Genomic DNA, 26,507 nt, shown 5'->3' with positions numbered 1-26,507 from the left:
CGGACAGCGCGGTCCGCAACCCGCCCGCAAGCCCAGACGGCACCCGTCGCCCGCCCGCTCCTATCGAACGAGTCGCGGTGCGACGCCCCTCCTAGATCGCTGCAAGGAGCCGCACCTGTGAGCAGTGCCGACAACACCGCCGCCGAGCCCACACCCGCTGTGACCACGGACACCACCGACGGCGCCGCCCGCGACAACACCGCCCTGCGCGCCGACATCCGCCGCCTCGGCGACCTCCTCGGCGAAACCCTCGTCCGCCAGGAAGGCCAGGAGCTCCTCGACCTCGTCGAGCGCGTACGAGCCCTGACCCGCTCCGACGGCGAAGCGGCCGCCCGGCTCCTGGGCGACACCGACCTGGCCACCGCCGCCAAGCTGGTACGCGCCTTCTCCACCTACTTCCACCTCGCCAACGTCACCGAGCAGGTCCACCGCGGCCGCGAGCTGCGCGCCAAGCGCGCCACCGAGGGCGGCATCCTCGCCCGCACCGCCGACATGCTCAAGGACGCCGACCCCGAGCACCTGCGCGAGACCGCCCGCAATCTCGGCGTACGCCCCGTCTTCACCGCGCACCCCACCGAGGCCGCCCGCCGCTCCGTCCTCACCAAGCTCCGCAAGGTCGCCGAGCTCCTGGACCACGCGGACACCACCGAACGCCGCCGCACCGACCTCCGTCTCGCCGAGAACATCGACCTCATCTGGCAGACGGACGAGCTGCGCGTCGCCCGCCCCGAGCCCACCGACGAGGCCCGCAACGCCATCTACTACCTCGACGAACTGGGCCGCGGCGCGGTCGGCGACGTCCTCGAGGACCTCGCCGCCGAACTGGAGCGAGCCGGCACCGAGCTGCCCGCCGGCACCCGCCCCCTCACCTTCGGCACCTGGATCGGCGGCGACCGCGACGGCAATCCCAACGTCACCCCCCAGGTCACCTGGGACGTCCTGATCCTCCAGCACGAACACGGCATCACCGACGCCCTGGAGCACATCGACGAGCTGCGCGGCGCGCTGTCCAACTCCATCCGCAACTGCGGAGCCACCGACGAGCTGCTGGACTCCCTCAAGCGCGATCTGGACCTCCTCCCCGAGTTCAGCCCCCGCTACAAGCGGCTGAACGCCGAGGAGCCCTACCGCCTCAAGGCCACCTGCATCCGCCAGAAGCTCCTCAACACCCGCGAGCGCCTCGCCGCCGGCGCCCCGCACGTCCCCGGCCGCGACTACCTCGGCACCGTCGAACTCCTCGACGACCTCGCTCTGATCCAGACCTCGCTGCGCGCGCACCGCGGCGGCCTGGTCGCCGACGGCCGCCTCGAGCGCACCCTGCGCACCATCGCCGCCTTCGGCCTCCAGCTCGCCACCATGGACGTACGCGAGCACGCCGACGCCCACCACCAGGCCCTCGGCCAGCTCTTCGACCGTCTCGGCGAAGAATCCTGGCGCTACGTGGACATGCCACGCGACTACCGCCGCAAGCTCCTCGCCAAGGAACTGCGCTCCCGCCGCCCCCTGGCCCCCCACCCCGCCCCCCTCGACGAGGCCGGCGCCAAGACCCTCGGCGTCTTCCGCACCATCCTCAAGGCCAAGGACACCTTCGGCCCCGAGGTCATCGAGTCCTACATCATCTCCATGTGCCAGGGCTCGGACGACGTCTTCGCCGCCGCCGTCCTCGCCCGCGAGGCAGGCCTCATCGACCTCCACGCCGGCTGGGCCAAGATCGGCATCGTCCCCCTCCTCGAGACCACCGACGAGCTGAAGATCGCCGACCGGCTGCTGGACGAGATGCTCTCCGACCCGTCCTACCGGCGGCTGGTGGCCCTGCGCGGCGACGTCCAGGAGGTCATGCTCGGCTACTCCGACTCCTCCAAGTTCGGCGGCATCACCACCTCCCAGTGGGAGATCCACCGCGCCCAGCGCCTGCTGCGCGACGTCGCCCACCGGCACGGCGTACGACTGCGCCTCTTCCACGGCCGCGGCGGCACCGTCGGCCGCGGCGGCGGCCCCTCCCACGACGCCATCCTCGCCCAGCCCTACGGCACCCTCGAAGGCGAGATCAAGGTCACCGAGCAGGGCGAGGTCATCTCCGACAAGTACCTGGTGCCGTCACTGGCCCGGGAAAACCTGGAACTGACCGTCGCCGCCACCCTCCAGGCGTCCGCGCTGCACACCGCCCCGCGCCAGTCCGACGAAGCGCTGGCCCGCTGGGACGCCGCCATGGAAACGGTCTCCGAGGCCGCCCACGGCTCCTACCGCCGCCTCGTCGAGGACCCGGACCTGCCCGCGTACTTCTTCGCCTCCACCCCCGTCGACCAGCTCGCCGAACTGCACCTCGGCTCCCGCCCGTCCCGCCGCCCCGACTCCGGCGCCGGCCTCGACGGACTGCGCGCCATCCCCTGGGTCTTCGGCTGGACGCAGTCCCGCCAGATCGTCCCCGGCTGGTTCGGCGTCGGCACGGGACTGAAGGCCGCCCGCGAAGCCGGCCTGGGCCCCGTCCTCGACGAAATGCACGAACACTGGCACTTCTTCCGCAACTTCCTGTCCAACGTCGAGATGACGCTGGCCAAGACCGACCTGCGGATCGCCCAGCACTACGTCGACACCCTCGTCCCCGACGACCTCAAGCACGTCTTCGACGTCATCAAGGCCGAGCACGAACTCACCGTCGCCGAGGTCCTGCGCATCACCGGGGAGAACGAACTCCTCGACTCCAACCCGGTCCTCCAGCAGACCTTCCACATCCGCGACGCCTACCTCGACCCGATCTCCTACCTCCAGGTCTCCCTGCTGCACCGCCAGCGCGAGGCCGCGGAACACGGAGAAGAAGCCGACCCCGTGCTGGCCCGCGCACTCCTGCTCACCGTCAACGGCGTCGCAGCGGGCCTGCGCAACACCGGCTGACCCACCCCCGTCCCGGCCGGTCGATCCGGGGCCAGGTGTGACGCACTGCTTCCGCTTCAAAACGCGGTGTGTGCAGCACGTGAAGGGAGGGGCGTTTTTCTCACCACGCCCCTCCCGAGCGGGCAGTGTGACGCATGGCAGGAGCCGGACAAGAGGCTCCCGCTCCAGTGCGCCACGCATTGCGACACACCACTAGAGAAAAAGGACGCTCATCACCATGAGCAACGACTCCCGCATCGAGACCCGCGAGATAGCCGACGACGACCTCGACAACGTCGCCGGTGGCCTCTCCGTCAGCGGCTCCCTGAAAGGCCTGACCGCCAACTTCGTCCCGGGCCCGAACGGCATCCCCGTCCTGACCAGCGGCTCCATCAAGTCCGTCAGCCTCACCGTCTCGGACATCCCGCTGGGCCCGATCGGCAGCTGACACACCGCCTTGCCACGGCGCTCCGCCACCGGGCCCCAGAGCCACCCCGGGCCCGCCGTGGAGCACACCGGAGCCCCGTGTGACGCCGGCCTTCAGGACCCCGTCGTGGTCCTGAAGGCCGGCGTTCCGCTCTGCCGGGCGGACCTACATCGCGGCGAACGCCGCACCCAACAGCACCGCCCCGAACAAGCCCATCACCCACGCCGTACGCCGCAACCGCATGCCCCCGGCCACCACCAACGCCGCCAGCAACAACGACCCCGCGAACGGCACCCACGCATGCAGGATCCCGGCCAGCCCCGTCCGCACCGCAAGCGTCGACCCGGGCTTCACCGTCACATCGATCCGCTCGCCCAGATCCGGCGCCGCCGCCTGCGCAACCGACACCTTCGGCCGCGCCCTGCCCTTGCCCTCCGTCGGCACATACGGCCCCGTACACCGCTCGTCCCGGCACACCTTCACCGTCATCGTGCCCCGCTCCCGCGCCTTGACGAGCATCGCGTACTGCGCCGTGTTCCACGACGTCCAGACACCCGCCACCAACAACAGCAGCGCCAGCACGCCCATCAACCCCATCCGGGCGATCAGCAACGCCCCATAGGCGCTCTCACCCGCCCGACGGGTGCGACTGCGTTTGACCGAACTGGTGCGCGTACTGCTTCTGGGCATGGCGGCGATCCTTGGCCATCAACAGCCCCCGGTCAACCTCGGACAACCGGTTCGTCAGACCATGCCCCGAGCTGTCCCCTTCCGGAACCCGCTCACGAGTTGTACGTACTCTGCGCCCGCTCCAGCCCTTCGATGACCAACGCCTCCACCGCATCCGCCGCACGGTCCACGAAGTAGTCCAGCTCCTTGCGTTCCGCCGACGAGAAATCCTTCAGCACAAAGTCCGCCACCTGCATGCGACCCGGCGGACGACCGATCCCGAACCGCACCCGGTGGTACTCCGCACCCAGCGACTTCGTGATCGACTTCAGACCGTTGTGGCCGTTGTCCCCGCCGCCCAGCTTCAACCGCAGCGCACCGTAATCGATATCCAACTCATCGTGAATCGCGATGATGTTGGCCACCGGCACCTTGTAGAAATCCCGCAACGCGGTCGTCGGGCCACCCGACACATTCATGAACGACATCGGCTTCGCCACCACCACACGGCGACTCCCCGCCCCCGGCGCACCGAACCGCCCCTCCATCACCTGCGCCCGCGCCTTGTGCGCCTTGAAACGGCCACCAGCGCGCTCGGCCAGCAAGTCGGCCACCATGAAACCGACGTTGTGCCGATGGCCCGCGTACTCGGGACCAGGATTACCCAGACCCACGACCAGCCACGGGCTGCCCGCATCCGTCATCTGCATGCTCCTTCAACGACGCGACCGCCGCCCCGCGCCAGCGGCACGGAACGACGGTCACAAAATCAATGCCCAGGGCACGCCGACACCGGCGCCCACCCCGGAAAGGATCAGGCCTCGGCGGAGCCTTCGCCCTCACCCTCGGCGGCCTCCTCGGCCGGCGCCTCGGCCTGCGCCGCGACGACCTGCAGCACCACGGCGTCGTCCTCGACGGCCAGCGAAGCACCCGACGGCAGCGTGATGTCCTTGGCCAGGACCGAAGAACCGGCGTCCAGACCCGCGATGGAGACGGTCACCGACTCCGGGATGTGCGTGGCCTCGGCCTCGATCGGCAGCGCGTTCAGGACGTGCTCCAGCAGGTTGCCACCCGCCGCCAGGTCACCCTCGGTGTGGATCGGAACCTCGACGGTGACCTTCTCGCCCTTCTTCACGGCCAGGAAGTCCACGTGCACCAGGAAGCCACGGATGGCCTCACGCTGCACCGCCTTGGGGATGACCAGCGCGCTCTTGCCGTCCACGTCCAGGTTCAGCAGGACGTTCGGGGTCTTCAGCGCCATCATCAGCGCGTGGCTGTCGACCGCAACGTGCTGCGGCTCGGCACCGTGACCGTAGATGACACCGGGAACCTTGTTCGCGCGACGGGTACGGCGGGCAGCGCCCTTACCGAAGTCGGAACGAACCTCAGCGGCGAGCTTGACCTCAGCCATGACTGCACTCCTCGTATCTCAGAAACATCTGCTGGGCGTTACCCGGCCCACGACAGACCTGCTACGAAGAGCGCGTCGATAACGGACAGCCACCACATAAGGGCGGCCTCCCTCGCCGAGCAACTCAATGAGTCTACCCGGCGGGAAGGCCGCCCCAAAATGGATCTCCAGCGAGCGCAGTGGCTACTGCTCCTCGAAGAGGCTCGTCACCGAACCGTCCTCGAACACCTCACGCAGCGCCCGCGCGATCGTCGGCGCCATCGACAGCACCGTGATCTTGTCCAGCTCCAGCTCCGAAGGCGTCGGCAGCGTATTCGTGAACACGAACTCGCTCACCTTCGAATTCTTCAGCCGGTCCGCGGCCGGACCCGACAGCACGCCGTGCGTCGCCGTCACGATCACATCCGCCGCACCATTCGCGAACAGCGCATCCGCCGCCGCACAAATCGTGCCACCCGTGTCGATCATGTCGTCGACCAGGACACACACCCGGTCCTTCACATCGCCGACGACCTCGTGCACCGTGACCTGATTCGCCACGTCCTTGTCGCGCCGCTTGTGCACGATCGCCAGCGGCGCACCCAGACGGTCGCACCAGCGGTCGGCGACCCGCACCCGGCCCGCGTCCGGCGAAACCACCGTCAGCTTGTCGCGGTCGACCTTCGCGCCCACATAGTCCGCAAGAACCGGCAGCGCAAAAAGATGATCCACCGGACCGTCGAAGAAGCCCATGATCTGGTCCGTGTGCAGATCCACCGTCACCACACGGTGCGCACCCGCGGTCTTCATCAAATCCGCGATCAGACGGGCCGAAATCGGCTCCCGCCCACGGTGCTTCTTGTCCTGACGCGCATAGCCGTAGAACGGCACGACCACAGTGATGCTCCGGGCCGAAGCCCGCTTCAGCGCATCAATCATGATCAGCTGTTCCATGATCCACTTGTTGATCGGAGCCGTGTGGCTCTGAATCAAAAAGCAGTCCGCACCACGTGCCGACTCCTGATAGCGCACATAGATCTCACCATTGGCGAAGTCGAACGCCTTCGTCGGGACCAGGCCCACACCCAGCTGGTGCGCGACCTCCTCGGCCAGCTCGGGGTGGGCGCGGCCGGAGAAGAGCATGAGCTTCTTCTCGCCGGTCGTCTTGATCCCGGTCACAGCAAATCTCCTCGAATTCCTGTTTGCGTGCGCTCATCACGGTACGCCCCGCACGGCGCACCTGTTGCACGGTCACCGCTCGCCTTCGGACTCCTGGCGAGCGGCCGAAGCGGCCTGCGCGGCGGCGCTTCCGGGCCGCTTCCGCGCGACCCAACCCTCGATATTCCGCTGCTGGCCACGCGCGACCGCCAGCGAACCCGGGGGCACATCCTTGGTAATGACCGAGCCGGCCGCCGTATAGGCGCCGTCCCCGATCGTGACAGGAGCCACAAACATGTTGTCCGACCCCGTCTTGCAGTGCGAACCGACCGTGGTGTGGTGCTTGGCCTCACCGTCGTAATTCACAAAGACACTCGCCGCACCGATGTTGGTGTACTCGCCAATGGTCGCATCCCCCACATAAGAGAGATGCGGCACCTTCGTGCCCTCACCGATCGACGCGTTCTTCATCTCCACATACGTCCCGGCCTTGGCCTTCGGACCCAGATCCGTCCCCGGCCGCAGATACGCATACGGGCCCACCTGCGCCCCGTCCCCGATGCGCGCACCCTCTGCCACCGTGAAGGACGCCACGGCGCCCGCCCCGACGACCGTGTCCGTGAGACGGGAATTCGGCCCGACCTCCGCACCACCGCCGATACGCGTCGCCCCCAGCAACTGCGTACCCGGCTGCACGACCGCATCCGGCTCGAACTCCACCGCCACGTCGACCCACGTCGACGCCGGGTCCACCACCGTCACGCCGGCCAGCATCGCCCGCTCCAGCAACCGCTCGTTCAGCAGCCGGCGAGCCTCCGCCAGCTGCACCCGGTTGTTGATCCCCAGGATCTCGCGATGATCACCCGCAACCGCCGCACCCACCCGGTGCCCGGCCTCGCGCACGATCCCCAGAACGTCCGTCAGGTACTCCTCGCCCTGACTGTTGTCCGTACGCACCTTGCCCAGCGCATCCACCAGCAGCCGCCCGTCGAAGGCGAACACCCCGGAGTTGATCTCCCGGATCGCGCGCTGCTCCTCGCTCGCGTCCTTGTGCTCGACGATCGCGGTGACGGCGCCGGTGGCCCCGTCCCGCACGATGCGCCCGTAGCCGGTGGAGTCCGGCACCTCCGCGGAGAGAACGGTGACCGCATTCTTGTCCGCGGCGTGCGTGGTGCTGAGCTGCTCGAGCGTCTCGCCGGTCAGCAGCGGGGTGTCGCCGCAGACCACGATCACGGTGCCGTCGAGGGCGACACCGTCGTTGCTCAGCTCCTCCAGAGCCGTACGGACGGCGTGGCCGGTGCCGTTCTGCTCGTGCTGCACCGCGGTCCGCACGGCCGGGTCGACCTCGGCGAGATGGGCCCGCACCTGCTCCCGGGCATGGCCGACGACCACAACGAGGTTCTCGGGGTCCAGCTCGCGGGAGGCGGCGACGACGTGCCCCACGAGGGAGCGGCCGCAGATCGCGTGCAGGACCTTGGGGGTCGCCGACTTCATGCGGGTGCCCTCACCCGCTGCGAGAACGACGACGGCTGCCGGGCGGTTGGCGCTCACGGGGATGCCCTTCGGCTTCTTGACTGCTTCGGGTGGTGGTCATCCGAAGGATACCGGGGCGTATGGCAGATGAAACGACAGCGGGTCCTGACCGTGTGGTCAGGACCCGGACTTTGCTCGGCGGTAGGAAGTTGCTCCCCTGCCAGGACTCGAACCCGGACATAAGGCACCAAAAGCCTCAGTGCTGCCAATTACACCACAGGGGATGGTAGAGCAACCCAAACCGGACACTCCGTCAGGCTGGCCGCTCGGCACCCAACACTATGCCGTACCACCAGCCTTCGACGCGACGGTATACCTCGGCCGCTCGTACGACCCGGACGGCGAGGTGGCCTCGGTAGACGGCGGCTCCTGTCATGAGCGCTCCCTGTCCGGCGTCACGCCGATCTCGCCGGCCGCCTCCGCCTCGGTCTGCCCTCGCCGTCGATCCCGGGTCCCGAGGGGCGAAAATATGGCCGATTCAATAGTTCGAGCGATATATGGCGGTAACGGTCCGTAATGGGTCAGGGGTGTGAGGGGATGCTCGTCGGGGAGACCGGGGCGGGCGCCCGTACGCTGGTCGGTATGAGCGCGACGGGGGCAAGGGAAAGTACGGGTGCGCGGGGCGCGCCGAGAGGTGGGCCGTGGTGGTGGGCGCGGCGGCGTAGTGCCGTGCTGGATGTGCTGCTGGCGCTCGCTTCGACGATGGAGTGTGTCCTCGAGGGCATTCCGTTTGCGCACGAGGCGGGGCTGCCCGAGCCGGTCGGGATGTTGCTGGGGCTGGTGGCGGGGCCCGTTCTGCTGTTGCGGCGGCGGTGGCCGGTCGTGGTGGTGCTGGTGTCGATCGCGGTGATGCCGGCGGAGATGGGTGCGCTGCTCGGGATGATCGGGCTGTACACCTTGGCGGCGTCGGATGTGCCGCGGCGGATCACGGCGTTGCTGGCGGGGATGACGGTGGTCGGGACGCTGACCACGACGTACCTCAGCCTGCGGCAGGACGTGGTGTCGCAGGAGGACTTCAATCCGCCCGGGTGGTTCGTCGCGGCGATGGCGGTGGCGGTGGGGCTGGTGATGACGGCGCCGCCGGTGTTGTGGGGTTTGTACGTGGGGGCGCGTCGGCGGCTCGTGGAGAGTCTGCGGGAGCGGGCGGACGGGCTGGAGCGGGAGCTGTCGCTGTTGGCGGACCGGGCCGAGGAGCGGGCGGAGTGGGCCCGTAACGAGGAGCGGACGCGGATCGCGCGGGAGATGCACGACGTCGTCGCGCATCGGGTGAGCCTGATGGTGGTGCATGCGGCGGCGTTGCAGGCGGTGGCGCTGAAGGATCCGGAGAAGGCGTCGAAGAATGCCGCGTTGGTGGGGGACATGGGGCGGCAGGCGCTGACGGAGTTGCGGGAGATGTTGGGGGTGCTGCGTACGGCCGAGGGGGCGGCGGTGCGGGGTGCCGAGGGGGCGGTGCCGTCCGCGTCGGAGCGGTTGGCGGAGGTGGCGTCGCAGGCGAGTGTGACGGCGCCGGAGGTTCGGCCGTCGGCGGAGGCGGACGAGGGGCCGTCGCTGGCGGAGCTGGGGGATCTGGTGGGGCAGTCCCGGGCGGCCGGGATGGTGGTGGAGCTTTCGGTGCAGGGCGCGGAGGGCGCGGCCGGGCGCCGGTATGCGGCGGGGGTGGAGCAGACCGTGTTCCGGGTGGTGCAGGAGGCGCTGACGAATGTGCACAAGCATGCGCCGGGTGCGCGGGCGCGGGTGAGGCTGGCGCACCGGGGTGACGAGGTGGCGGTACAGGTGGAGAACGGGCCTTCGGAGCGGGGGGCGACGGATGCGGGTCTGCCCAGTGGGGGCAACGGTCTGGTGGGGATGCGGGAGCGGGTGACCGCTCTTGGCGGTGTGTTCGTGTCGGGGCCCACGGAGGCGGGGGGCTTCCGGGTGTCGGCGGTGGTGCCGGCGGCCGCGGCCGCCGGGTGAGGCGGCCGCAAGGCGTGGTCGTGGTTGCGGCCGGGGCGGTCCGATTCATGGGCGCCGTGGCTCCGTGACGCATACGGTCATGGGCATGACGGAACCTTCCTTTCTGCGCACCACCCGGGCGGGCTATGACGCCATCGCCGCCGCGTACACCGAGCACTTCCGGGGTGGCTTCGAGAAAGAGCCGCTGGGGCGGGCGATGCTCGGCGCGTTCGCGGAGTCCGTGCGGGGCGACGGCGGTGGGCGGGTGCTGGACGTGGGGTCCGGGCCGGGGTGGGTGACGGCGTACCTGGCGTCGCTGGGGCTGGCGGTGTCGGGGGTCGATCTGTCGCCGGAGATGGTGGCGCTGGCGCGGCGGGAGCATCCCGGGCTGCGGTTCGAGGAGGGGTCGATGACGGCCCTGGAGGTGGCGGACGGCGCGCTGGGGGGTGTCGTCGCCTGGTATTCGCTGATCCATCTCGCGCCGGAGGCGGTGCCGGGGGTGCTGGCGGAGTTCCACCGGGTGCTGGCGCCGGGGGGCCGGCTGGCGCTGGGGTTCCAGGTGGGGGAGGAGCCGCGGGAGTACGCGGAGGCGTTCGGGCAGCGGGTGTCGCTGGTGTTCCACCGGTTGTCGCCGGAGCGGGTGGCGGGGCAGCTGCGGGCGGCGGGGTTCGTGGTGGCGGCCCGGCTGGAGCGGGAGGCGCTGTCCGATGAGCCGACGCCGCAGGCGTATCTGCTGGCCCGTAAGCCGGGGCCGGACGAGGGGTAGCGCGCTGGGGCGGCTGGTCCGGGCCGGTGCGGGGTCAGTCCTGCGGTGCGACTTCCAGCCGCTGCGGTCGCGTCCCCAGTACGAGGGTGCCGAGGGCGTGGTCGATGCCGGGGCCGAGGTACCAGTCGCCGGTGTGGTCGAGGCTGTAGATGCGGCCCTGGGTGTCGATGGCGAGGACGGCCTGACCGGTGGGGGTGCCGTTGGCGTCGGGGATTTCTTCCTGGCCGAGGGGGGCGACGTCGGTGTCCAGGGCGCGGCCGAGGTCGCCGAGGGTGCGGGCGAGGTGCAGGCCGTGGAGGGGGTCGATGGTGAAGGGGGTGGGGGCGATGTGGCGGCCGGGGCCGGCGCCGGTGATGTGGAGGCCGCCGAATTCGGCCCAGGCTTCGACGGCGGCGGGGAAGACGGTGTGGCGGTGGCCGGCGGGGGAGGCGTGCGCGCGGAGGGTGTCGGCCCAGTGTTCGGCCTGCTTTATGTCCCAGCGGCCGGGTTGCCAGCCGGCTTGCTGGAGGGCGACGTCCACGGCGGCGGGGAAGCGGGTGGAGCCGGTGCGGTCGCGGGCGGGCGGCACGGTGGCGGCGCGGGGTGCGGTGGGTGGCATGGTGGCGGTCAGCTCCCGGTGGGCGTGGTGCCGTCGATGGGCATGACGCCGAAGTGGGCGAGGAGTGCGTCGCAGGAGCGGCAGGGCGGGGCGTAGCCGCCGTGCCGGGGGTCGCCGTCCTCGCGGATGTGGCGTGCGGTGATCTTGGAGTGTTTCAGGGAGCGGCGGGCTTCGCCGTTGGTGAGGGGCTTGCGGGAGGCGCGTTTGCTGCGGTTCGCCTCGACCGCGGTGAGGTGGCGGGAGAGCAGGACGGCCTCGGGGCAGCGGCCGGTGAAGCGTTCGCGTTGCGCGGTGCCGAGGGTGTCGAGGAAGTCCTGGACGAGGGGGTGCAGGGCGGGGGGCTGTTCCGCCTTGCTCGCGGTACAGGTGAGGGTTTGTCCGCGTACGGACAAGGCGGCGCCGATGGTGGGGAGGATGCCGTCGCGACGGTGGGCGAGGCCGGGTGCGCGCTCGGTGTCGGCGGTGGCGCTCCAGCCGATGCGGGGGTCGCCGGTGGCGGCGGTGTGCTGGTGTGCGGTGGTGCTCATTCTTGGTGCTTTCCCTCCCTGCAATCCCCCGCGGTTGCGGGGTCAGCCTGCCAAATGTGCTGGGTGTTGCGGTAGTCGGGCGGGCTGTCGGCGATGTCACTGGTGTGTGACGGTTCGTCGGCCGGGGGGAAACAGGGCTGGTGGGCGGGGTGGCTTACGACGGTCGGGGGACATCGGCGAAGGGGGTGTGGGTGGCGTATCGGCGGGCTGACGCAGGGGTGGCCGGGGGCGGCGGGAGGGTGTTGCGGCACGGCATAGGCTGTGCCTCAAACCCAGATCCAGCCAGGGGGCAACCGCGATGACGACAGGTCGGCTCGGGCAGCAGCATGCCGCGCCACCGAACACGGCCTATGCCGGGCAGGTCGTGCATTTCCCGGACCCGGTGCGGGCCGCCCGGTATCCCGCGGGGGTGCGGGTGGACGCGAACGGTTTTCCGGAGTTCTCCCCGTATGCGCGGGCGGCGGCGGAGATCGCCGAGCCGCCGGAGGGCTTCGGCGTCGATGAGCTGCGGTTGACGGACTATGTGTCGGCGAATGCGGCGCTGCATGCGCAGGGGCACGAGCTGTGGATAGATGTGCCGTCGGTGGCGACGCCGCACGGCTGGACCTGGCATCACGTACCCGGTACGCGGCGGATGGAGCTGATCCCCGTCGAGGTGAAGGCGCTGCTGCGGCATCACGGGGGGCTGGCGACGGCCGCGGTGGAGCACGACAAGCGGGGGACGCGGCCGTTGCAGGAGACCCGGCCGGCGCATTTCGGGCTGCCGCGGCGTGATCTGGCGGTCGCCGAGGAGCAGGTGGCGCAGGCGGAGGAGACGCTGGGCTATCGGCTGCCGGGCGCCTACCGGTCGTTCCTGAAGGCGGCGGGCGGCTGCGCGCCGGTGGGGGTGGCGCTGGATGCGGAGCTGGGGCTGCTGGTGGACCAGCCGTTCTTCACGGTGCGGGACGATGCGGCGGTCAACGACCTGGTGTACGTGAACAAGTGCCTGCGGGATCACTTCACCAAGGACTACCTGGGTGTGGCGTTCGTGCAGGGTGGCGTGGTCGCGGTGAAGGTGCGCGGCGAGGCGCTCGGCACGGTGTGGTTCTGTCCGTACGACGACGCCCGGGACCGGGACGGTCTGTCGGTGCAGGAGCGGGTGGCGCAGCTGCTGTTGCCGTGCGGTGCGGATTTCGATGAGTTCCTGCAGCGGCTGGCGGGGAATCCGCCGGAGCTGGAGACCGTGGCGAACCTGATGGTGGACGGTGGCTTCGCGCACGCCGTTCCGGTGGAGGGGTGAGCGCGCGATGGTGACGTTCGCGCAGGCGCAGGAGCGCGCGGAGCGCTGGGTCAACGGCGATGTGCCGGCGGTGCAGCACCGCGAGGTGCGGGTGCGGGAGTTCGATCTGGGCTTTGTGGCCTGGGCGGAGGACCGTGCGGGTGGTCCGGCGACGGACGGCGGCCGGGCCCGGCTGGTGATCGCGCGGGACAGCGGGGAGACGACGCTGTGGCCGGGGTTGCCGGTGGGTGAGGTGATCCGGCGGTACGAGGAGGAGTACGGCGCGCCGGTGGAGGGCGGGTCCGGGGCCGCCGAGCCGCCGCCGCAGCGGGTGGATCTGGAGGCGACGTCGTTCCTGCTGACGCCGCCGGAGTGGTTGCAGGAGGCGGCGGACGCGATGGGGCTTCCGGACCGGCGGCGCGGGGGCGGGGCTTCGGCGCCCGCAGCACCGCCTGCGCCTGCCCCGGCTCCGGCCGCCCCTGCGCCCCCCGGGCCCCCTGCGCCCCCCGCGGCCCCTTCGACCCCGTGGGCGGATGCGGACACGACGGGCGGGGCGGGCTCCGAGGACCGGTCGGTGGGGCTGCCCGAGACGGTGTTCGCGGCGCCGCTGACCGAGATCGACGAGTCGGACGACACCCCGCCGTCGACGCCGCGCGCGCGGCCCGACGCGAAGACCGAACTGCTGCAGGGCGGCAGCCAGTTGCCGCGTACGCAGGTGGCGCCGGCGCTGCCGGACCCGAACGGCGGCCCGGCCGGCCGGGCCGGTGGGCCGCCCACGCCGGCGCCGATGCCGCCCGCGCCGCCGGCTCTCTCGGACATGCCGCCGCCCTCCGGACCGCCGGTCGCCGATGTGCCGCCGCCGGTTGCGGGCGCGTCCGCCGGCCCGGGGCTGCCGCCGCCCCCGCCGCCCCCGCCACCCGCGGCCGGCGGGGTGCATGCCGCCGCGACGATGCTCGCCGATGGCTCCTCGCTGCCCGGAAGCGCCGGGAACACGGGTCACGCGGGTGGTCCGCCGCCGCCCCCCGGCGCGCCCGGTACGCCCGGCGCGGGCCGGGCCGGCCGGCGGCCGGACCCCGCGGAGATCGCGGACGCCGCGACGGGCAAGGCCGAGGTACGGCCGGGCGGCGGCCCCGCGCAGTCCGGCCCCGGTGCGCCCGGTGCGCCGGCCGGCGGTTACGTACCGACGCAGCTGGTTTCGCAGCTGGATGCGGCGGATCTGGACCTGAGTGCGGTGGACGGGCCGCAGGGTGGTGCGGCGTCCGGCGGCAGTGGGACGGCAGGGCCCGGCCAGGGGACGCCGCCGCCCGCCCCGCCCGCGGCCGGCGGGGTGCACGCCGCCGCGACGATGCTCGCCGACGGCGCGTCCTTGCAGGCCGCCATGGGCGGCGCGGGCGGGCCCGGCGTGCCGCCGCCGCCCTCGCCGCCCGGTGTGCCGGGTGTGCCGAAGCCGCCGGGCCCGCCCGGCAGGCCGGGCGCGGGCGGCCAGGGCAGTCAGGGCAGTCAGGGCGGCCAGGGGGGCCCGCCCCCGCCGCCGCCCGTACCGCCCGCCGCGGGCGGTGCCGCCGGTGGCGGGGTGCACGCCGCGGCGACGATGCTCGCCGGCGGCGCGGCCCTCGGCGGCCCCGGTGGCCCGCTTCCCGCACCGGGAATGCCTCCGGCGCCGCCGCCGGGCGGTCCCGCCGTGCCGCTGCCCGCCGGCCCCGTGGGCCCGCCCCCGGGCGTCGCCGCGGCCCCGCCCGGCGTGCCCGGTCCCGGTGGCCCGGGTGCGTACGGCTACCCGCAGGCGCCGAGCGGCCAGCCGACCGTCGGCCCCGGCTACATGGCGGTGCTGAGCTATCGCGCACCGGACGGCTCCGAGCAGAAGATCGTGCGCCGCTCCGCGCCCGGTACGCCGCACCCCGAGTGGCAGCTGCTGCACGAGCTGCGCGGGATGAACATTCCGCCGCAGCAGGTGCTGGAGCTGCACACCGAGCTGGAGTGCTGCGATCTGCCGGGCGGCTACTGCGCCCGGATGATCCGCGACAACTGGCCGCAGGTGCGGATCAGCCATACCGCCGCGTACGGCAAGGACCACGCCTCGCGGCAGCAGGGCGTACGGCATCTCGTCGAGCATCAGGGCGAGTTGCACCAGGTGGCGGACGGTCCGGCGCGGCCGGCGCCGGTGCGGGTGCCGTTGCCGCATCCCTCGCAGGTGCCGCCGGTCCCGCCGGTGCCGCCGCAGGCGATCGGGCAGGAGCTGGAGCAGTCCTTCGGGCCGCAGGGGATCTTCCGGTTCGATCAGCGGGCGGTCTCCCGGCAGGGTGTGCCCGAGGTGGTGGCGCAGACGCTGGTGTGGGCGGGGCTGCCGGTGGACTTCGGGCCGTTCTTCTGGGCGCAGGCGCAGCCGGGCCGTCCGGTGCCGACGCTGGCGGAGCTGGCGGCGGAGCGGATGGTGCAGCCGGCGCCGGATGCCGGTTCGTATCTGGTCATGGGCAATGACTTCGGCCGTCAGCTGTGTGTCCAGTTCGGGACCGCGAACATCGTGGCGGTCCCGGTGGAGGCGGGGCCCGGCGGGCAGCCGGCCACGCCGCAGTTCGTCAACAGCGGGCTGCCGGAGTTCGTGCGCTGTCTGGCGATGCTGGGACGGATGTGGCGGCTGCGGTTCGGGCTGACGCCGGAGCAGGCGGGACGCTGGACCGTCGACTTCCAGGCGCAGCTGGTCGCGCTGGATCCGCCGGCGCTGGGTTCGCCGGAGACCTGGTGGTCGGTGCTGCTGGAGCAGATGTGGGACGGGCTGCTGTAGCGGGAGCGCGGTAGCCGGCGGTACGACGGGACATGGCGCTCGACCTGCGGAACGGGTCGGGCGCCATGACCATGCGTATATGGCGTACATAGGTCAGCCGTCGTCGCCGCTGTCGCCGTCGTCGACGACGCTTTACCGGGCTCGGGGACGGGGGCCCCGTGGGCCCCGGCGTCGGGGGGCGTGGCGTCGTCGGATCCTGACGGCGCTGCTGCTCGTGCTCGTGCTGGTGGTGGCGTGCGGCGCGGCCCTGTACGGCTATGCGAGTGAACGCGTACGGCATGTGGCGGCGTTGGCGGACTATCCCGGGCGGCCGCCCGCGGGTAAGGGGACGAACTGGCTGCTGGTCGGCTCCGACAGCCGCGCCGGGCTGACGTCCCGGCAGCGCGAGGACCTGCACGTCGGCAATGACCGGGTCCGCAACACCGACACGATCATGGTGCTGCACTCCGGCCGGCACGGACCGTATCTGGTCAGCCTGCCGCGCGACAGCTATGTCCCGGTGCCGGGGCACGGGCGGGCGAAGATCAACGAGGCGTATGCGGACGGTGGGCCGCGGCTGTTGACCCGTACGGTCGAGCGGGCGACGGGTTTGCGTATCGACCGCTATGCCGAGGTCAGCTTCCTGGGAGTGGTGCGGCTCGTGGACGCGGTCGGCGGGGTGCGGCTGTGTCTGCCCGAGCCGCTGCGCGACACGCGGGCGGGGGCGGATTTCGCGGCGGGGTGCCATCGGATGGACGGGCGGCAGGCGCTGGCGTTCGTACGGGCCCGTTACGCCGACCCGCAGGGTGACCTCGGACGGGTGAAGCGGCAGCGCCGGCTGATCGGCGCGGTCGCGGACAAGATGCTGGGGCCCGGGGTGCTGTGGAATCCGTTCCGGCTGGTGCCGGTGCTCGGTGCCGCGCTGGCCTCGCTCGCCGTGGACGACGCGTCGGGGACGCCCGAACTGCTGGCCATGGCCCGGTCGATGAAGGAGGTCGCCGGGGGCGGTGGCGCGACGGTCACGGTCCCGGTGGCCAGTCCCGGGGTGTCGATGGGCGAGGCCGGGGACGTGCTGCTGTGGGACGCAAATGGGGCACGTCGGCTGTTCGGCGCTTTGCGCGTCGATGCGGTGATTCAGACTTCTGGGACCGATTGACGCATCCTTGTGCGGGAGAGGGGTGAAGTGTCGCGATAGGGCGGCTTCGGACTGATCCAGAAAAGGGGCTTTGAGGGATGAGTGCACCGGTTTCGCCTCACGGGTTCGAGACCGTACGAGGACGCGGTTACCGGCCGGACGACGTCGATCGGCGTGTCGAGGGGCTCTCGGTAGACCGTGACGCGTGCTGGGAGCGGGCGGCGCGGCTGACCGTGCTCGCCAACGAGATGGACGCGGAGCTGGCGGAACTGCAGGAGTATGTGGCGCAGCTGCCGCCGCAGACCTATGAGTCCCTGGGCGAGCCGGCCCGGCTCATCCTGACGACCGCTCAGTCGGAGGCGGAGCGGCTGCGGGTCGCTGCGCACGAAGCGGCCGAGCAGATCCGTGAGGAGGCGATGGGGCACGCCGACCAGATCCGCGATGCGGCGGACGCGGTGGCGCGGGAGCTGCGGACCGAGGTGGAGGAGCATGCGCGGCGCATCGAGGAGGCGGCGCGGTCGGAGGCCGCCGCGGTGGCGGCCTCGGCGGCCGAGGACGCCGAGCAGTGGCGCGGCGAGGCGGCCGCGGTGCTGGCCGACATGCAGCATCGCACCGAGCAGATGTCGCACGACCAGGAGCAGCGGCAGGCCGAGGAGTGGGATGCGGCCGGGCGTGAGCTGGCGGGCCTGGAGGCGGAGACGGACCGGCTGGTCGCCGAGCTGGAGGGGCGCGGCCATGCCGTGCTCGCCGAGCCGCGCCGCCGGCATGCGGAGGCCGAGGAGGCGGCCCGGCACAGCGACGAGGACGCGGCCGACCGTGCCACGGCGATCGTGGCCAGGGCCAGGGTGGAGGCGGAGCGCATCGAGCGCGGTACGGCGCGGGTGCTGCGCGAACACGAGGAGGAGCGCGCGGAGGTACAGGCCCATATGTCCCATGTACGCAACAGCCTGGCGGCGCTGACGGGGAAGGATCCGGAGGAGCTGGAGGACGAGGCGGCGCAGGAGCCGGGGGCAGGATCCGGGGCCGCGTCCGGGCCCGGCGGCGAAGGCCGCGATCCCGATGGCCGCGATCCCGAGGCTCGCGTTCCCGAGGGGCGCGTTCCTGACGGCCGTGAACCCGAAGCTCGCGTTCCCGAAGGCCGTATTCCCGACGGCCGCGATCCCGGCGACGGCGGTCCCGACGGCTGCGACCCCGACAACGAGGACACCCTGGAGACCGAGCTTCCCCGGCTGGACGGCGGGGCGGCGAGCTGAATCCGACGCCGCCGCGGCCGTCCGACCCTAGGTCCGGTCCGCGGCGGCCTCGGCGTCGTCCGTCTCCCGCTGCGTACGGGCGTCGGCATGCACCGGGAAGCGCCGGGGCGCCAGCAGGAGCAGGGCGAGCAGGGCGAGGACGGCAGCCGCGGCGGCGCCGAGGTAGACGTGGTCGACGCTGGTGTCGACGGCGCGCCGCAGGTAGTCGGTGGCGCGGGCGGTGAGGGAGCCGGCCCGCTCCAGGGCGTGCGAGACGGCGTCGAGGTCGTCGGGCAGGCCGGGGCGGATGTCGGCCGGGGCGTGCGCGAGGCGGTCGTTGAGGGTGGCGTTGGCGATGGCGCCGAAGAGGGCCGCGCCGAGGGACTGGCCGACCTGGCGGCAGAAGAGGACGGAGGCGGTGGTGGTGCCGCGCTCGGCGTAGCCGACGGACGACTGGACGCCGATGATCAGCGGGAGCTGGAAGAGGCCGAGGGCCGCGCCGAGCGCCAGCATGATCAGGGCGGGCTGCCAGGCGGCGCCGGGATAGGGCAGCAGCGGGAAGGCGAGCAGGAACAGGGCGGCCGCGCCGATGCCGATCAGGGCGCAGTTGCGGATGCCGATGCGGTTGTAGACGTGGCTGCTGAAGGCCGCCGAGACCGGCCAGCTCAGGGTCATCACCGACAGGACGAAACCGGCGGCGGTCGGCCCCAGGCCCAGGACCGCCTGGGCGTAGGTGGGCAGGAAGACGGTCGGGGCGACCATCAGCAGGCCCAGCGCGCCGAGGGCGAGGTTGACGGCGGAGATGGTGCGGCGGCGCCAGACCCAGCCGGGGATGACCGGCTCGGCGGCGCGGCGCTCGATCAATACGGTGAGTGCCGCGCACACCCCCGTACCCGCGAAGAGCAGCAGCGACGGGGCGGAGAGCCAGGGCCAGGCGACGCCGCCCTGGACGAGTGCGGTCAGCAGCAGCCCGCCGGTGGCGAAGACGGCGAGCGCGCCGGGCCAGTCGACGCGGTGGCGGCGGGTACCGGTGGGGCGGACGGGGCCGCGGGCGCCCTTGTCCTCGAAGAAATGCCTGACGATCAGCCACAGGGCGAGCGCGCCCACCGGCACATTCACCAGGAAGATCCACCGCCAGTCGGCATAGGCGGCGAGCAGCCCGCCCAGCGCGGGCCCGGCGACCGAGGAGGTGGCCCACACCGAGGAGAGCTTGGCCTGGATCTTGGGGCGTTCCTTCATCGGGTAGAGGTCGGCGGCGATGGTCTGGACGGTGCCCTGGAGGGCGCCGCCGCCCAGGCCCTGCAGTACGCGGAAGGCGATCAGGGAGGCCATGTTCCAGGCGCCCGCGCAGGCCAGCGAGCCGATGAGGAAGAGGATGATGCCGGCGATCAGGATGGGCTTGCGGCCGAAGGTGTCGGAGAGCTTGCCGTAGACGGGCAGGGTGACGGTGACGGCCAGCAGATAGCCGGAGAAGAGCCAGGAGAAGACCGCGAAGCCGCCGAGGTCGCCGACGATCTGCGGGACGGCGGTGGCGATGATCGTGGAGTCGAGGGCGGCCAGCGCCATGGCGAGCATCAGGGCGGCGACGACGGGGCCACGGCGGGAGCCGGGGGCGCGGCCGGCGGCTATGTCCGTGTCGTCGGCGCTGCCACGGTCGCTGTCCCTCGTGGTGCCGCTCACCGGGCCCCGCCTCTCCTCCGGCCGTTGCATGCACCGCACACCATTCCATGCGGGGCCGGTGTGCGGAACGGGGCTTCTCGCTGGGTGGACGGTCGGGGGGCGGGGCCGTTCGGGCGGCCGGTTGTCGGTGGGCGGGCGTATGGTGGGCAACCCCGGCACGTAGCACGTGTCGGGCTGCTCGCGTTGTTCACTGCGCGGTGATCTTCTGCGGTCTCCTGCGCGATCGCCTCCTGGGACGGAAGCCTTTTCATGAGCCTGACTGGTCTGCTCGACGCCGTCGTACGGGACCCGGCGCTCGCCGAAGCGGTGACGGCCGCGGCCGACGGCCACCGGCCGCATGTGGATCTGGTGGGACCGCCGGCCGCCCGTCCGTTCGCGGTGGCGGCGCTGGCCCGCCGGTCCGGCCGCACCGTCCTCGCGGTGACCGCCACCGGGCGCGAGGCCGAGGATCTGGCCGCGGCGGTGCGCACGCTGATGCCGGCCGGCGAGGACGGCTCCGTCGTCGAGTTCCCCTCCTGGGAGACGCTGCCGCACGAGCGGCTCTCGCCGCGCTCGGACACCGTCGGCCGCCGCCTCGCGGTGCTGCGCCGGCTCGCCCACCCGCGCCAGGACGACCCGTCGGCGGGCCCCGTCTCGGTCGTCGTCGCCCCGATCCGTTCCGTGCTCCAGCCGCAGGTCAAGGGGCTGGGGGAGCTGGAGCCGGTGAGTCTGCGCACGGGGCGGACCGCCGACTTGGAGGAGGTCGTCGAAGGGCTGGCGGCGGCCGCGTACGCGCGCGTCGAACTGGTCGAGAAGCGCGGCGAGTTCGCGGTCCGCGGCGGCATCCTGGACGTCTTCCCGCCCACCGAGGAGCACCCCCTGCGGGTCGAGTTCTGGGGCGACGACGTCGAGGAGATCCGCTACTTCAAAGTTGCCGACCAGCGGTCCTTGGAAGTCGCCGAGCACGGCCTGTGGGCGCCGCCGTGCCGCGAGCTGCTGCTGACCGACGAGGTACGGGAGCGGGCCGCGGCGCTCGCCGAGGCGCACCCCGAGCTGGGCGAACTGCTCGGCAAGATCGCCGAGGGGATCGCCGTCGAGGGCATGGAGTCTTTGGCTCCGGTCCTGGTCGACGACATGGAGCTGCTGCTGGACGTGCTGCCCAAGGGGTCCATGACCGTGGTGTGCGACCCCGAGCGGGTGCGGACCCGGGCCGCGGACCTGGTGGCGACCAGCCAGGAGTTCCTGCAGGCGTCCTGGGCCGCCAGCGCCGGCGGGGGAGAGGCCCCCATCGATGTCGGCGCGGCCTCCTTGTGGGGCATCGCGGACGTCCGCGACCGGGCCCGCGAGCTGGGCATGCCGTGGTGGTCGGTCTCGCCGTTCGCGGCGGACGAGGAGCTGGAGCTCAACGGCGACACCCTCAAGCTGGGCATGCACGCCCCGGAGACCTATCGCGGCGACACCCAGCGGGCCCTGTCCGACACCAAGCAGTGGCTCGCCGACGGCTGGCGCACGGTGTTCGTCACCGAGGCGCACGGCCCGGCGGCGCGTACGGCCGAGGTGCTCGGCGGCGAGGGCATCCCCGCCCGCCTGGACGCCGATCTCCCCGAGATCGCCCCCTCCCTCGTCCATGTCGCCTGCGGCTCCCTCGACAACGGCTTCATCGACCCGCACCTCAAGCTGGCCGTCCTGACCGAGACCGACCTCTCCGGCCAGAAGGCGGCCGGCAAGGACGCGGCCCGGATGCCGGCCCGCCGCCGCAAGACCATCGACCCGCTGACCCTCCAGGCCGGCGACTTCATCGTCCACGAGCAGCACGGCGTCGGCCGCTACATCGAGATGGTGCAGCGCACGGTCCAGGGCGCCACCCGCGAGTACCTACTCGTCGAGTACGCGCCCGCCAAGCGCGGCCAGCCCGGCGACCGGCTCTACATCCCCACCGACCAGCTGGAGCAGGTCACCAAGTACGTGGGCGGCGAGGCCCCGACCCTGCACCGCCTCGGCGGCGCCGACTGGACCAAGACCAAGGCGCGCGCCAAGAAGGCCGTCAAGGAGATCGCCGCCGACCTGATCAAGCTCTACTCCGCCCGGATGGCCGCCCCCGGCCACGTCTTCGGCCCGGACACCCCCTGGCAGCGCGAGCTGGAGGACGCCTTCCCGTACGCGGAGACGCCCGACCAGCTCACCACCATCGCCGAGGTCAAGGAGGACATGGAGAAGTCGGTCCCGATGGACCGCCTCATCTGCGGCGACGTCGGCTACGGCAAGACCGAGATCGCGGTCCGCGCCGCCTTCAAGGCCGTCCAGGACGGCAAGCAGGTCGCCGTCCTGGTGCCCACGACCCTCCTCGTCCAGCAGCACTACGGCACCTTCACCGAGCGCTACGGCCAGTTCCCGGTCAACGTCAAGGCGCTGTCCCGCTTCCAGACCGACACCGAGGCCAAGGCGACGCTGGAGGGCCTGCGGGAAGGCTCGGTCGACCTCGTCATCGGCACCCACCGCCTGTTCTCCGCCGAGACCAAGTTCAAGGACCTGGGCCTGGTCATCGTCGACGAGGAGCAGCGCTTCGGCGTCGAGCACAAGGAACAGCTCAAGAAGCTGCGCGCCAACGTCGACGTGCTGACGATGTCGGCCACGCCCATTCCCCGTACGCTCGAAATGGCGGTCACCGGCATCCGCGAGATGTCCACGATCACCACCCCGCCCGAGGAGCGGCACCCGGTCCTGACCTTCGTCGGCCCCTACGAGCAGAAGCAGATCGGCGCCGCCATCCGCCGTGAACTCCTGCGCGAGGGCCAGGTCTTCTACATCCACAACCGCGTCGAGTCCATCGACCGGGCCGCCGCCCGGCTCCGCGAGATCGTCCCCGAGGCCCGCATCCAGACCGCGCACGGCCAGATGGGCGAGTCCCAGCTGGAGCAGGTCGTCGTCGACTTCTGGGAGAAGAAGTTCGACGTCCTGGTCTCGACGACGATCGTCGAATCGGGCATCGACATCTCCAACGCCAACACCCTGATCGTCGAGCGCGGCGACAACTTCGGCCTCTCCCAGCTCCACCAGCTGCGCGGCCGCGTCGGCCGGGGCCGCGACCGCGGCTACGCCTACTTCCTCTACCCGCCCGAGAAGCCGCTCACGGAGACCGCGCACGAGCGGCTGGCGACCATCGCCCAGCACACCGAGATGGGTGCGGGCATGTACGTCGCCATGAAGGACCTGGAGATCCGCGGCGCCGGAAACCTCCTCGGCGGCGAGCAGTCCGGCCATATCGCGGGCGTCGGGTTCGACCTCTATGTGCGGATGGTGGGCGAGGCGGTCGCCGACTACCGCGCCTCGCTCGAAGGCGGCGTGGAGGAGGAGCCGCCGCTCGAAGTCAAGATCGAACTCCCGGTGGACGCCCACGTCCCGCACGACTACGCACCGGGCGAGCAGCTGCGCCTGCAGGCCTACCGCGCCATCGCCTCCGCCAACTCGGAGGAGGACATCGCCGCGGTCCGCGAGGAACTGACCGACCGCTACGGCAAGCTGCCCGAGCCGGTCGAGAACCTCCTCCTCGTCGCCGGTCTGCGCATGCTGGCCCGCGCCTGCGGCGTCTCGGACATCACGCTCCAGGGCTCCAACGTCCGCTTCGGGCCGGTGGAGTTGCGCGAGTCGCAGGAGCTGCGGCTGAAGCGGCTGTATCCGCGTACGGTCCTCAAACCGGCCACCAAGCAGGTGCTGGTGCCGCGCCCGACCACCGGCAAGATCGGCGGCAAGCCGCTGGTCGGGCGGGATCTGCTGGCGTGGGTGGGGGAGTTCCTGACGACGATCCTGGGGTCGTGACCCCGCGGCGCGCGGGGAGTCAGCGCGCCGACGTCCGGCGGAAGAGGAGGACGTTCCCGGCGTCGCCCAGCATGACGTAGGTGGACGCGGGGTGCCGGGCGGCCGCGTCGGCGAGGGCCTGGCGCGGGGAGCGGTCGGTGGGCCGCTGGACGGCGATGTAGTCGGGGGACAGGCCGCGGGTGTCGCCGGTCCAGAAGACCCGGGTGCGGCCGGTGAGGCGGGACAGCGGGCGGACGTCGGCCTCCACGGTCGCGCCGTCGGGTATCCGCTCCAGCAGCCGCGCGGCGGCGCTCGCCTCCGGCGGCATGCGGTAGGTGGCGGCCTCGGTGAGCCGGGACAGCGGCAGCGTGGTGGTCAGCGCGAGGGCGGTGGCCAGTACGGCGGCCGGCAGGTGATGGGCGTACGAGCGCAGCCAGGGGCGGGCGGAGACCCGGACCCGCGGCAGGGCGTCGACCAGCGCGAGAAAGACCACCGGCATCAGAACGGCGTTGTAGTGCCAGTCGATGCCCCAGTAATGCGGTTCGTGGGAGAGGAACCGCCAGCCGAGGGTCGGCAGCGCGACCAGGAGGACGGGGGAGCGCACGGCGAGCAGCCCGGTGGTGGGCAGCAGCACCCACAGCGTGGTGCGGACGGCGGTGTCGAGGGGGATGGTCGGGTCCGCGCCGCCGTCGGCGCCGAGCTTGCTCCAGTAGTCGTACGAGCCGGAGTTGTTGAAGCCGGGGATGATGACGCCGAGGGTGAGGGCGGTGGCGGTGAGCCCGAAGACGACCAGGGCGATGGGCAGCGGCGCGGCCCGCCGCGTCCGGATCAGGACGACCGCGCCGATCGCGGCGGCGGTGACGCCCAGGTCCTCCTTGACCAGCACCAGCGGCGCGGCCCAGCACACCGCCGCCGTCCAGCGCTCGCGCAGCACCGCCTCCAGGGCGAAGGCGATCAGCGGCAGCGCGAAGGCTATTTCGTGGAAGTCGAAGTCGACGGCCTTCTGTACGCCCCAGGACGTGCCGTACGCGATACCGATGGCCAGGCCCGGGAGGCGGCCCAGGTGGCGGGCGGCGGCGCGGGTGACCGGGACCGCGGACAGCGCGAACAGCGCGGCCTGCGCGAGGAGCAGGGTGAGCGGTGAGGGGACGAGGCGGTAGAGCGGGGCGAGCACGATCAGGATCGGGCTGAAGTGGTCGCCGAGGATGTTCGTGCCGGGACCCTTGAGATCGACGATCGGCGCCCGGAAGTGGGCGTAACCCCGTATGGCCTGTTCGAAGATGCCCAGGTCCCAGGACGAGGTGCCCAACGTGCGGAAGCGGCAGACCGACAGCGTCGCGAACGCGACGAAGAAGAACGCGGCCGTCCAGTACGGGTCGAGGCGCGGGGTGCGCAGCGGGGCGCTCGTCTCGCGCAGCCGGTGCGCGGCGCGTCGCAGGCGGCCGGCGGCCGTGCGGGGTGCTTCGGTGGTCGCGGGGCCGTCGCCGGCGGCCTGGGGCGGGGGTCCGCTGCCGCCCGCGGCCGTTGCTGCGGCCGTGTCCATGAAGGTCCTCACTCTCAATTTCCGAAAAGATACTCGAAATGGCGGACCGGACCGTCCCGGGCGCCCGCCTTCGCCCCCGCACCCGGATCGGACACCCGTGATACCCACCGCCCGCCGCGCCTCGTCGTCTCCCGCCCGCCCCGCCCCGCTTCCCCCGACCGCGGCCTCGGCGCCGGCCGCTCTGCTCACCCTCACCGGCCGCTCGCCGGACCAAACGCGCGGCGGCGCAAGGCGCGGGCGGAGGGCGGGCGTCGGCGTCCTGGCCGGTGTCCTGGCGGTGGCGGTGCTCTCCGGTTGCCGGGGCGGGCCGACGGCCGACACCAAGCCGCCCGCAACGGATGCGCGGGGCAACCACGGCGTCAGCCCGCTGAAGAATCCCGACGGCACGAAGCCGGGCCTCGCCCCGCTCTCGGCGGAGTCCGAGAAGGCGGCGGCGCGGCGGCTCATCGCGAAGGTGCCGACCGCCGGCCGGGGACCGAAGACCGGCTACGCCCGGGACAGGTTCGGCTACGCGTGGATGGACACGGCCGACGGGGTCCCGCTGGCCCGGAACGGGTGCGACACCCGGAACGATCTCTTGGCCAGGGACGGCCGCGCTCTCCGCCACCGCCCCGGCTCCGACTGCATCGTCGAGTCCATGACCTTGGACGACCCCTATACGGGCAGGGCCATCGAGTGGCAGAAGAAGAAGGCCACCGAGGTGCAGATCGACCACGTCATGCCGCTGTCCTACGACTGGCAGATGGGCGCCGCCCGCTGGACCGCGGGCAAGCGCAAGCAGATCGCGAACGATCCGCTGAACCTGCTGCCCTCGGACGGCCGGGCCAACGCGTCCAAGGGCGATTCCGGCCCGGCGTCCTGGCTGCCGCCGAACCGGCGGATCCGCTGTTCGTACGCGGTCCGGTTCTCCCAGGTCGCCCTCAAGTACGGCCTTCCGGTGACGTCCGCGGACAAGCGGATCATGCTGGAGCAGTGCGCCGGCTGAGCGCGAGCAGACCTGGTGGGGCATCCGCCCCACGGACAGGCGTGGGGGGGGGGGCCCCCCGGGGGGGGGGGGGGGGGGGGCGGGGGGGGGGGGGGGGTGGGGGGGGGGGGGGGGGGGGGGGGGGGTGGCGGGGGGGGGGGGGGGGGGGGGGGGGGGGGGGGGGGGGGGGGGGGCGGGGGCGGCGGGGGGGGCGGGGGGGGGGGGCGCCCCCCCCCCGCCCCCCCCCCCCCCCCCCCCGGCCCCCCCCCCCGCCCCGGGGGGGGGGCCG

19 protein-coding genes and 1 tRNA gene are annotated in these 26,507 nt (G+C 72.2%); 10 read left to right on the top strand and 10 right to left on the bottom strand.

All coding sequences use genetic code 11. The features are described 5' to 3' along the window. Positions 1-117 precede the first annotated feature (117 nt). Positions 118-2,892 carry a phosphoenolpyruvate carboxylase gene (gene ppc, locus ACIGWZ_RS20260; protein ID WP_400066516.1) on the top strand — a complete coding sequence of 925 codons (2,775 nt, stop codon included), beginning with the start codon at positions 118-120 and terminating at the stop codon, positions 2,890-2,892. Positions 2,893-3,109: 217 nt separating this feature from the next. Continuing rightward, positions 3,110-3,319 (top strand): hypothetical protein, encoded by a 210-nt coding sequence (locus ACIGWZ_RS20255; RefSeq protein WP_400066514.1) that lies wholly within the window; start codon positions 3,110-3,112, stop codon positions 3,317-3,319. A 144-nt stretch (positions 3,320-3,463) separates the two neighbouring features. Here ACIGWZ_RS20255 and ACIGWZ_RS20250 read toward each other — a convergent pair whose 3' ends face one another. The 6 genes from ACIGWZ_RS20250 to ACIGWZ_RS20225 all read right to left on the bottom strand — a co-directional run bounded on the left by ACIGWZ_RS20250 (position 3,464) and on the right by ACIGWZ_RS20225 (position 8,272). Continuing rightward, complete coding sequence (locus tag ACIGWZ_RS20250; protein WP_400066512.1) at positions 3,464-3,988, bottom strand: hypothetical protein; 525 nt, start codon at positions 3,986-3,988, stop codon at positions 3,464-3,466. Between the two features lie 92 nt (positions 3,989-4,080). Beyond that, positions 4,081-4,671 (bottom strand): aminoacyl-tRNA hydrolase, encoded by a 591-nt coding sequence (pth, locus tag ACIGWZ_RS20245; protein ID WP_400066510.1) that lies wholly within the window; start codon positions 4,669-4,671, stop codon positions 4,081-4,083. 110 nt (positions 4,672-4,781) lie between these two features. Next, on the bottom strand, positions 4,782-5,378 hold the full coding sequence (locus ACIGWZ_RS20240; protein WP_400066509.1) for a 50S ribosomal protein L25/general stress protein Ctc: 597 nt from the start codon (positions 5,376-5,378) through the stop codon (positions 4,782-4,784). A gap of 183 nt (positions 5,379-5,561) precedes the next feature. Beyond that, positions 5,562-6,536 carry a ribose-phosphate diphosphokinase gene (locus ACIGWZ_RS20235; protein WP_393908514.1) on the bottom strand — a complete coding sequence of 325 codons (975 nt, stop codon included), beginning with the start codon at positions 6,534-6,536 and terminating at the stop codon, positions 5,562-5,564. Between the two features lie 72 nt (positions 6,537-6,608). Then, entirely contained in the window at positions 6,609-8,066 is a 1,458-nt protein-coding gene (glmU, locus tag ACIGWZ_RS20230) for a bifunctional UDP-N-acetylglucosamine diphosphorylase/glucosamine-1-phosphate N-acetyltransferase GlmU (protein WP_400066506.1), read from the bottom strand. A gap of 134 nt (positions 8,067-8,200) precedes the next feature. Next, positions 8,201-8,272 (bottom strand) — tRNA-Gln (locus ACIGWZ_RS20225). Between the two features lie 358 nt (positions 8,273-8,630). On the opposite strand from ACIGWZ_RS20225, the gene ACIGWZ_RS20220 reads away from it, so the two are divergent. Both ACIGWZ_RS20220 and ACIGWZ_RS20215 read left to right on the top strand, forming a co-directional pair. After that, positions 8,631-10,001, top strand: coding sequence for a sensor histidine kinase (locus ACIGWZ_RS20220; protein WP_400066504.1), 1,371 nt, complete (start codon positions 8,631-8,633; stop codon positions 9,999-10,001). A gap of 85 nt (positions 10,002-10,086) precedes the next feature. Next, positions 10,087-10,746, top strand: a complete 660-nt coding sequence (locus tag ACIGWZ_RS20215) for a class I SAM-dependent DNA methyltransferase (RefSeq protein WP_400066502.1) — start codon at positions 10,087-10,089, stop codon at positions 10,744-10,746. Between the two features lie 34 nt (positions 10,747-10,780). Here the strand turns inward: ACIGWZ_RS20215 and ACIGWZ_RS20210 are convergent, their stop codons facing one another. Together ACIGWZ_RS20210 and ACIGWZ_RS20205 are read right to left on the bottom strand one after the other, a co-directional pair. Next, a complete protein-coding gene (locus tag ACIGWZ_RS20210) occupies positions 10,781-11,344 on the bottom strand; it encodes an SUKH-3 domain-containing protein (RefSeq protein ID WP_400066500.1) in 564 nt (187 codons plus the stop codon). An 8-nt stretch (positions 11,345-11,352) separates the two neighbouring features. Beyond that, positions 11,353-11,871, bottom strand: coding sequence for a YwqJ-related putative deaminase (locus tag ACIGWZ_RS20205; RefSeq protein ID WP_400066498.1), 519 nt, complete (start codon positions 11,869-11,871; stop codon positions 11,353-11,355). Between the two features lie 298 nt (positions 11,872-12,169). Here ACIGWZ_RS20205 and ACIGWZ_RS20200 point away from each other — a divergent pair, with 298 nt between their 5' ends. The 4 genes from ACIGWZ_RS20200 (at position 12,170) to ACIGWZ_RS20185 (ending at position 18,278) form a co-directional block, all read left to right on the top strand. Continuing rightward, positions 12,170-13,150 (top strand): SMI1/KNR4 family protein, encoded by a 981-nt coding sequence (locus tag ACIGWZ_RS20200; protein ID WP_400066496.1) that lies wholly within the window; start codon positions 12,170-12,172, stop codon positions 13,148-13,150. 7 nt (positions 13,151-13,157) lie between these two features. Then, a complete protein-coding gene (locus ACIGWZ_RS20195) occupies positions 13,158-15,911 on the top strand; it encodes an SUKH-4 family immunity protein (RefSeq protein ID WP_400066494.1) in 2,754 nt (917 codons plus the stop codon). 214 nt (positions 15,912-16,125) lie between these two features. Next, positions 16,126-17,046, top strand: a complete 921-nt coding sequence (locus ACIGWZ_RS20190; RefSeq protein WP_400066492.1) for an LCP family protein — start codon at positions 16,126-16,128, stop codon at positions 17,044-17,046. Positions 17,047-17,123: 77 nt separating this feature from the next. Then, on the top strand, positions 17,124-18,278 hold the full coding sequence (locus ACIGWZ_RS20185; RefSeq protein WP_400066490.1) for a cellulose-binding protein: 1,155 nt from the start codon (positions 17,124-17,126) through the stop codon (positions 18,276-18,278). A 27-nt stretch (positions 18,279-18,305) separates the two neighbouring features. Here the strand turns inward: ACIGWZ_RS20185 and ACIGWZ_RS20180 are convergent, their stop codons facing one another. Further along, on the bottom strand, positions 18,306-19,832 hold the full coding sequence (locus tag ACIGWZ_RS20180) for an MFS transporter (RefSeq protein ID WP_400067231.1): 1,527 nt from the start codon (positions 19,830-19,832) through the stop codon (positions 18,306-18,308). A 354-nt stretch (positions 19,833-20,186) separates the two neighbouring features. Here ACIGWZ_RS20180 and mfd point away from each other — a divergent pair, with 354 nt between their 5' ends. Next, positions 20,187-23,732 carry a transcription-repair coupling factor gene (mfd, locus tag ACIGWZ_RS20175; RefSeq protein WP_400066488.1) on the top strand — a complete coding sequence of 1,182 codons (3,546 nt, stop codon included), beginning with the start codon at positions 20,187-20,189 and terminating at the stop codon, positions 23,730-23,732. 19 nt (positions 23,733-23,751) lie between these two features. On the opposite strand, the gene ACIGWZ_RS20170 is transcribed toward mfd, so the two are convergent. Beyond that, the gene (locus tag ACIGWZ_RS20170; protein ID WP_400066486.1) at positions 23,752-25,254 is read right to left on the bottom strand and encodes a DUF2079 domain-containing protein; all 1,503 of its coding nucleotides are present in this window, start codon (positions 25,252-25,254) and stop codon (positions 23,752-23,754) included. 181 nt (positions 25,255-25,435) lie between these two features. Between ACIGWZ_RS20170 and ACIGWZ_RS20165 the strand changes: the two genes are divergently transcribed. Further along, positions 25,436-26,239: an HNH endonuclease family protein gene (locus tag ACIGWZ_RS20165; protein WP_400067229.1), complete on the top strand. Its 804-nt coding sequence runs from the start codon at positions 25,436-25,438 to the stop codon at positions 26,237-26,239. Positions 26,240-26,507: the final 268 nt, after the last annotated feature.

It is taken from the genome of Streptomyces sp. NPDC053427, assembly GCF_044544985.1.
Classification (GTDB): domain Bacteria; phylum Actinomycetota; class Actinomycetes; order Streptomycetales; family Streptomycetaceae; genus Streptomyces.
This window is presented reverse-complemented; position numbering and strand designations above follow the sequence as displayed.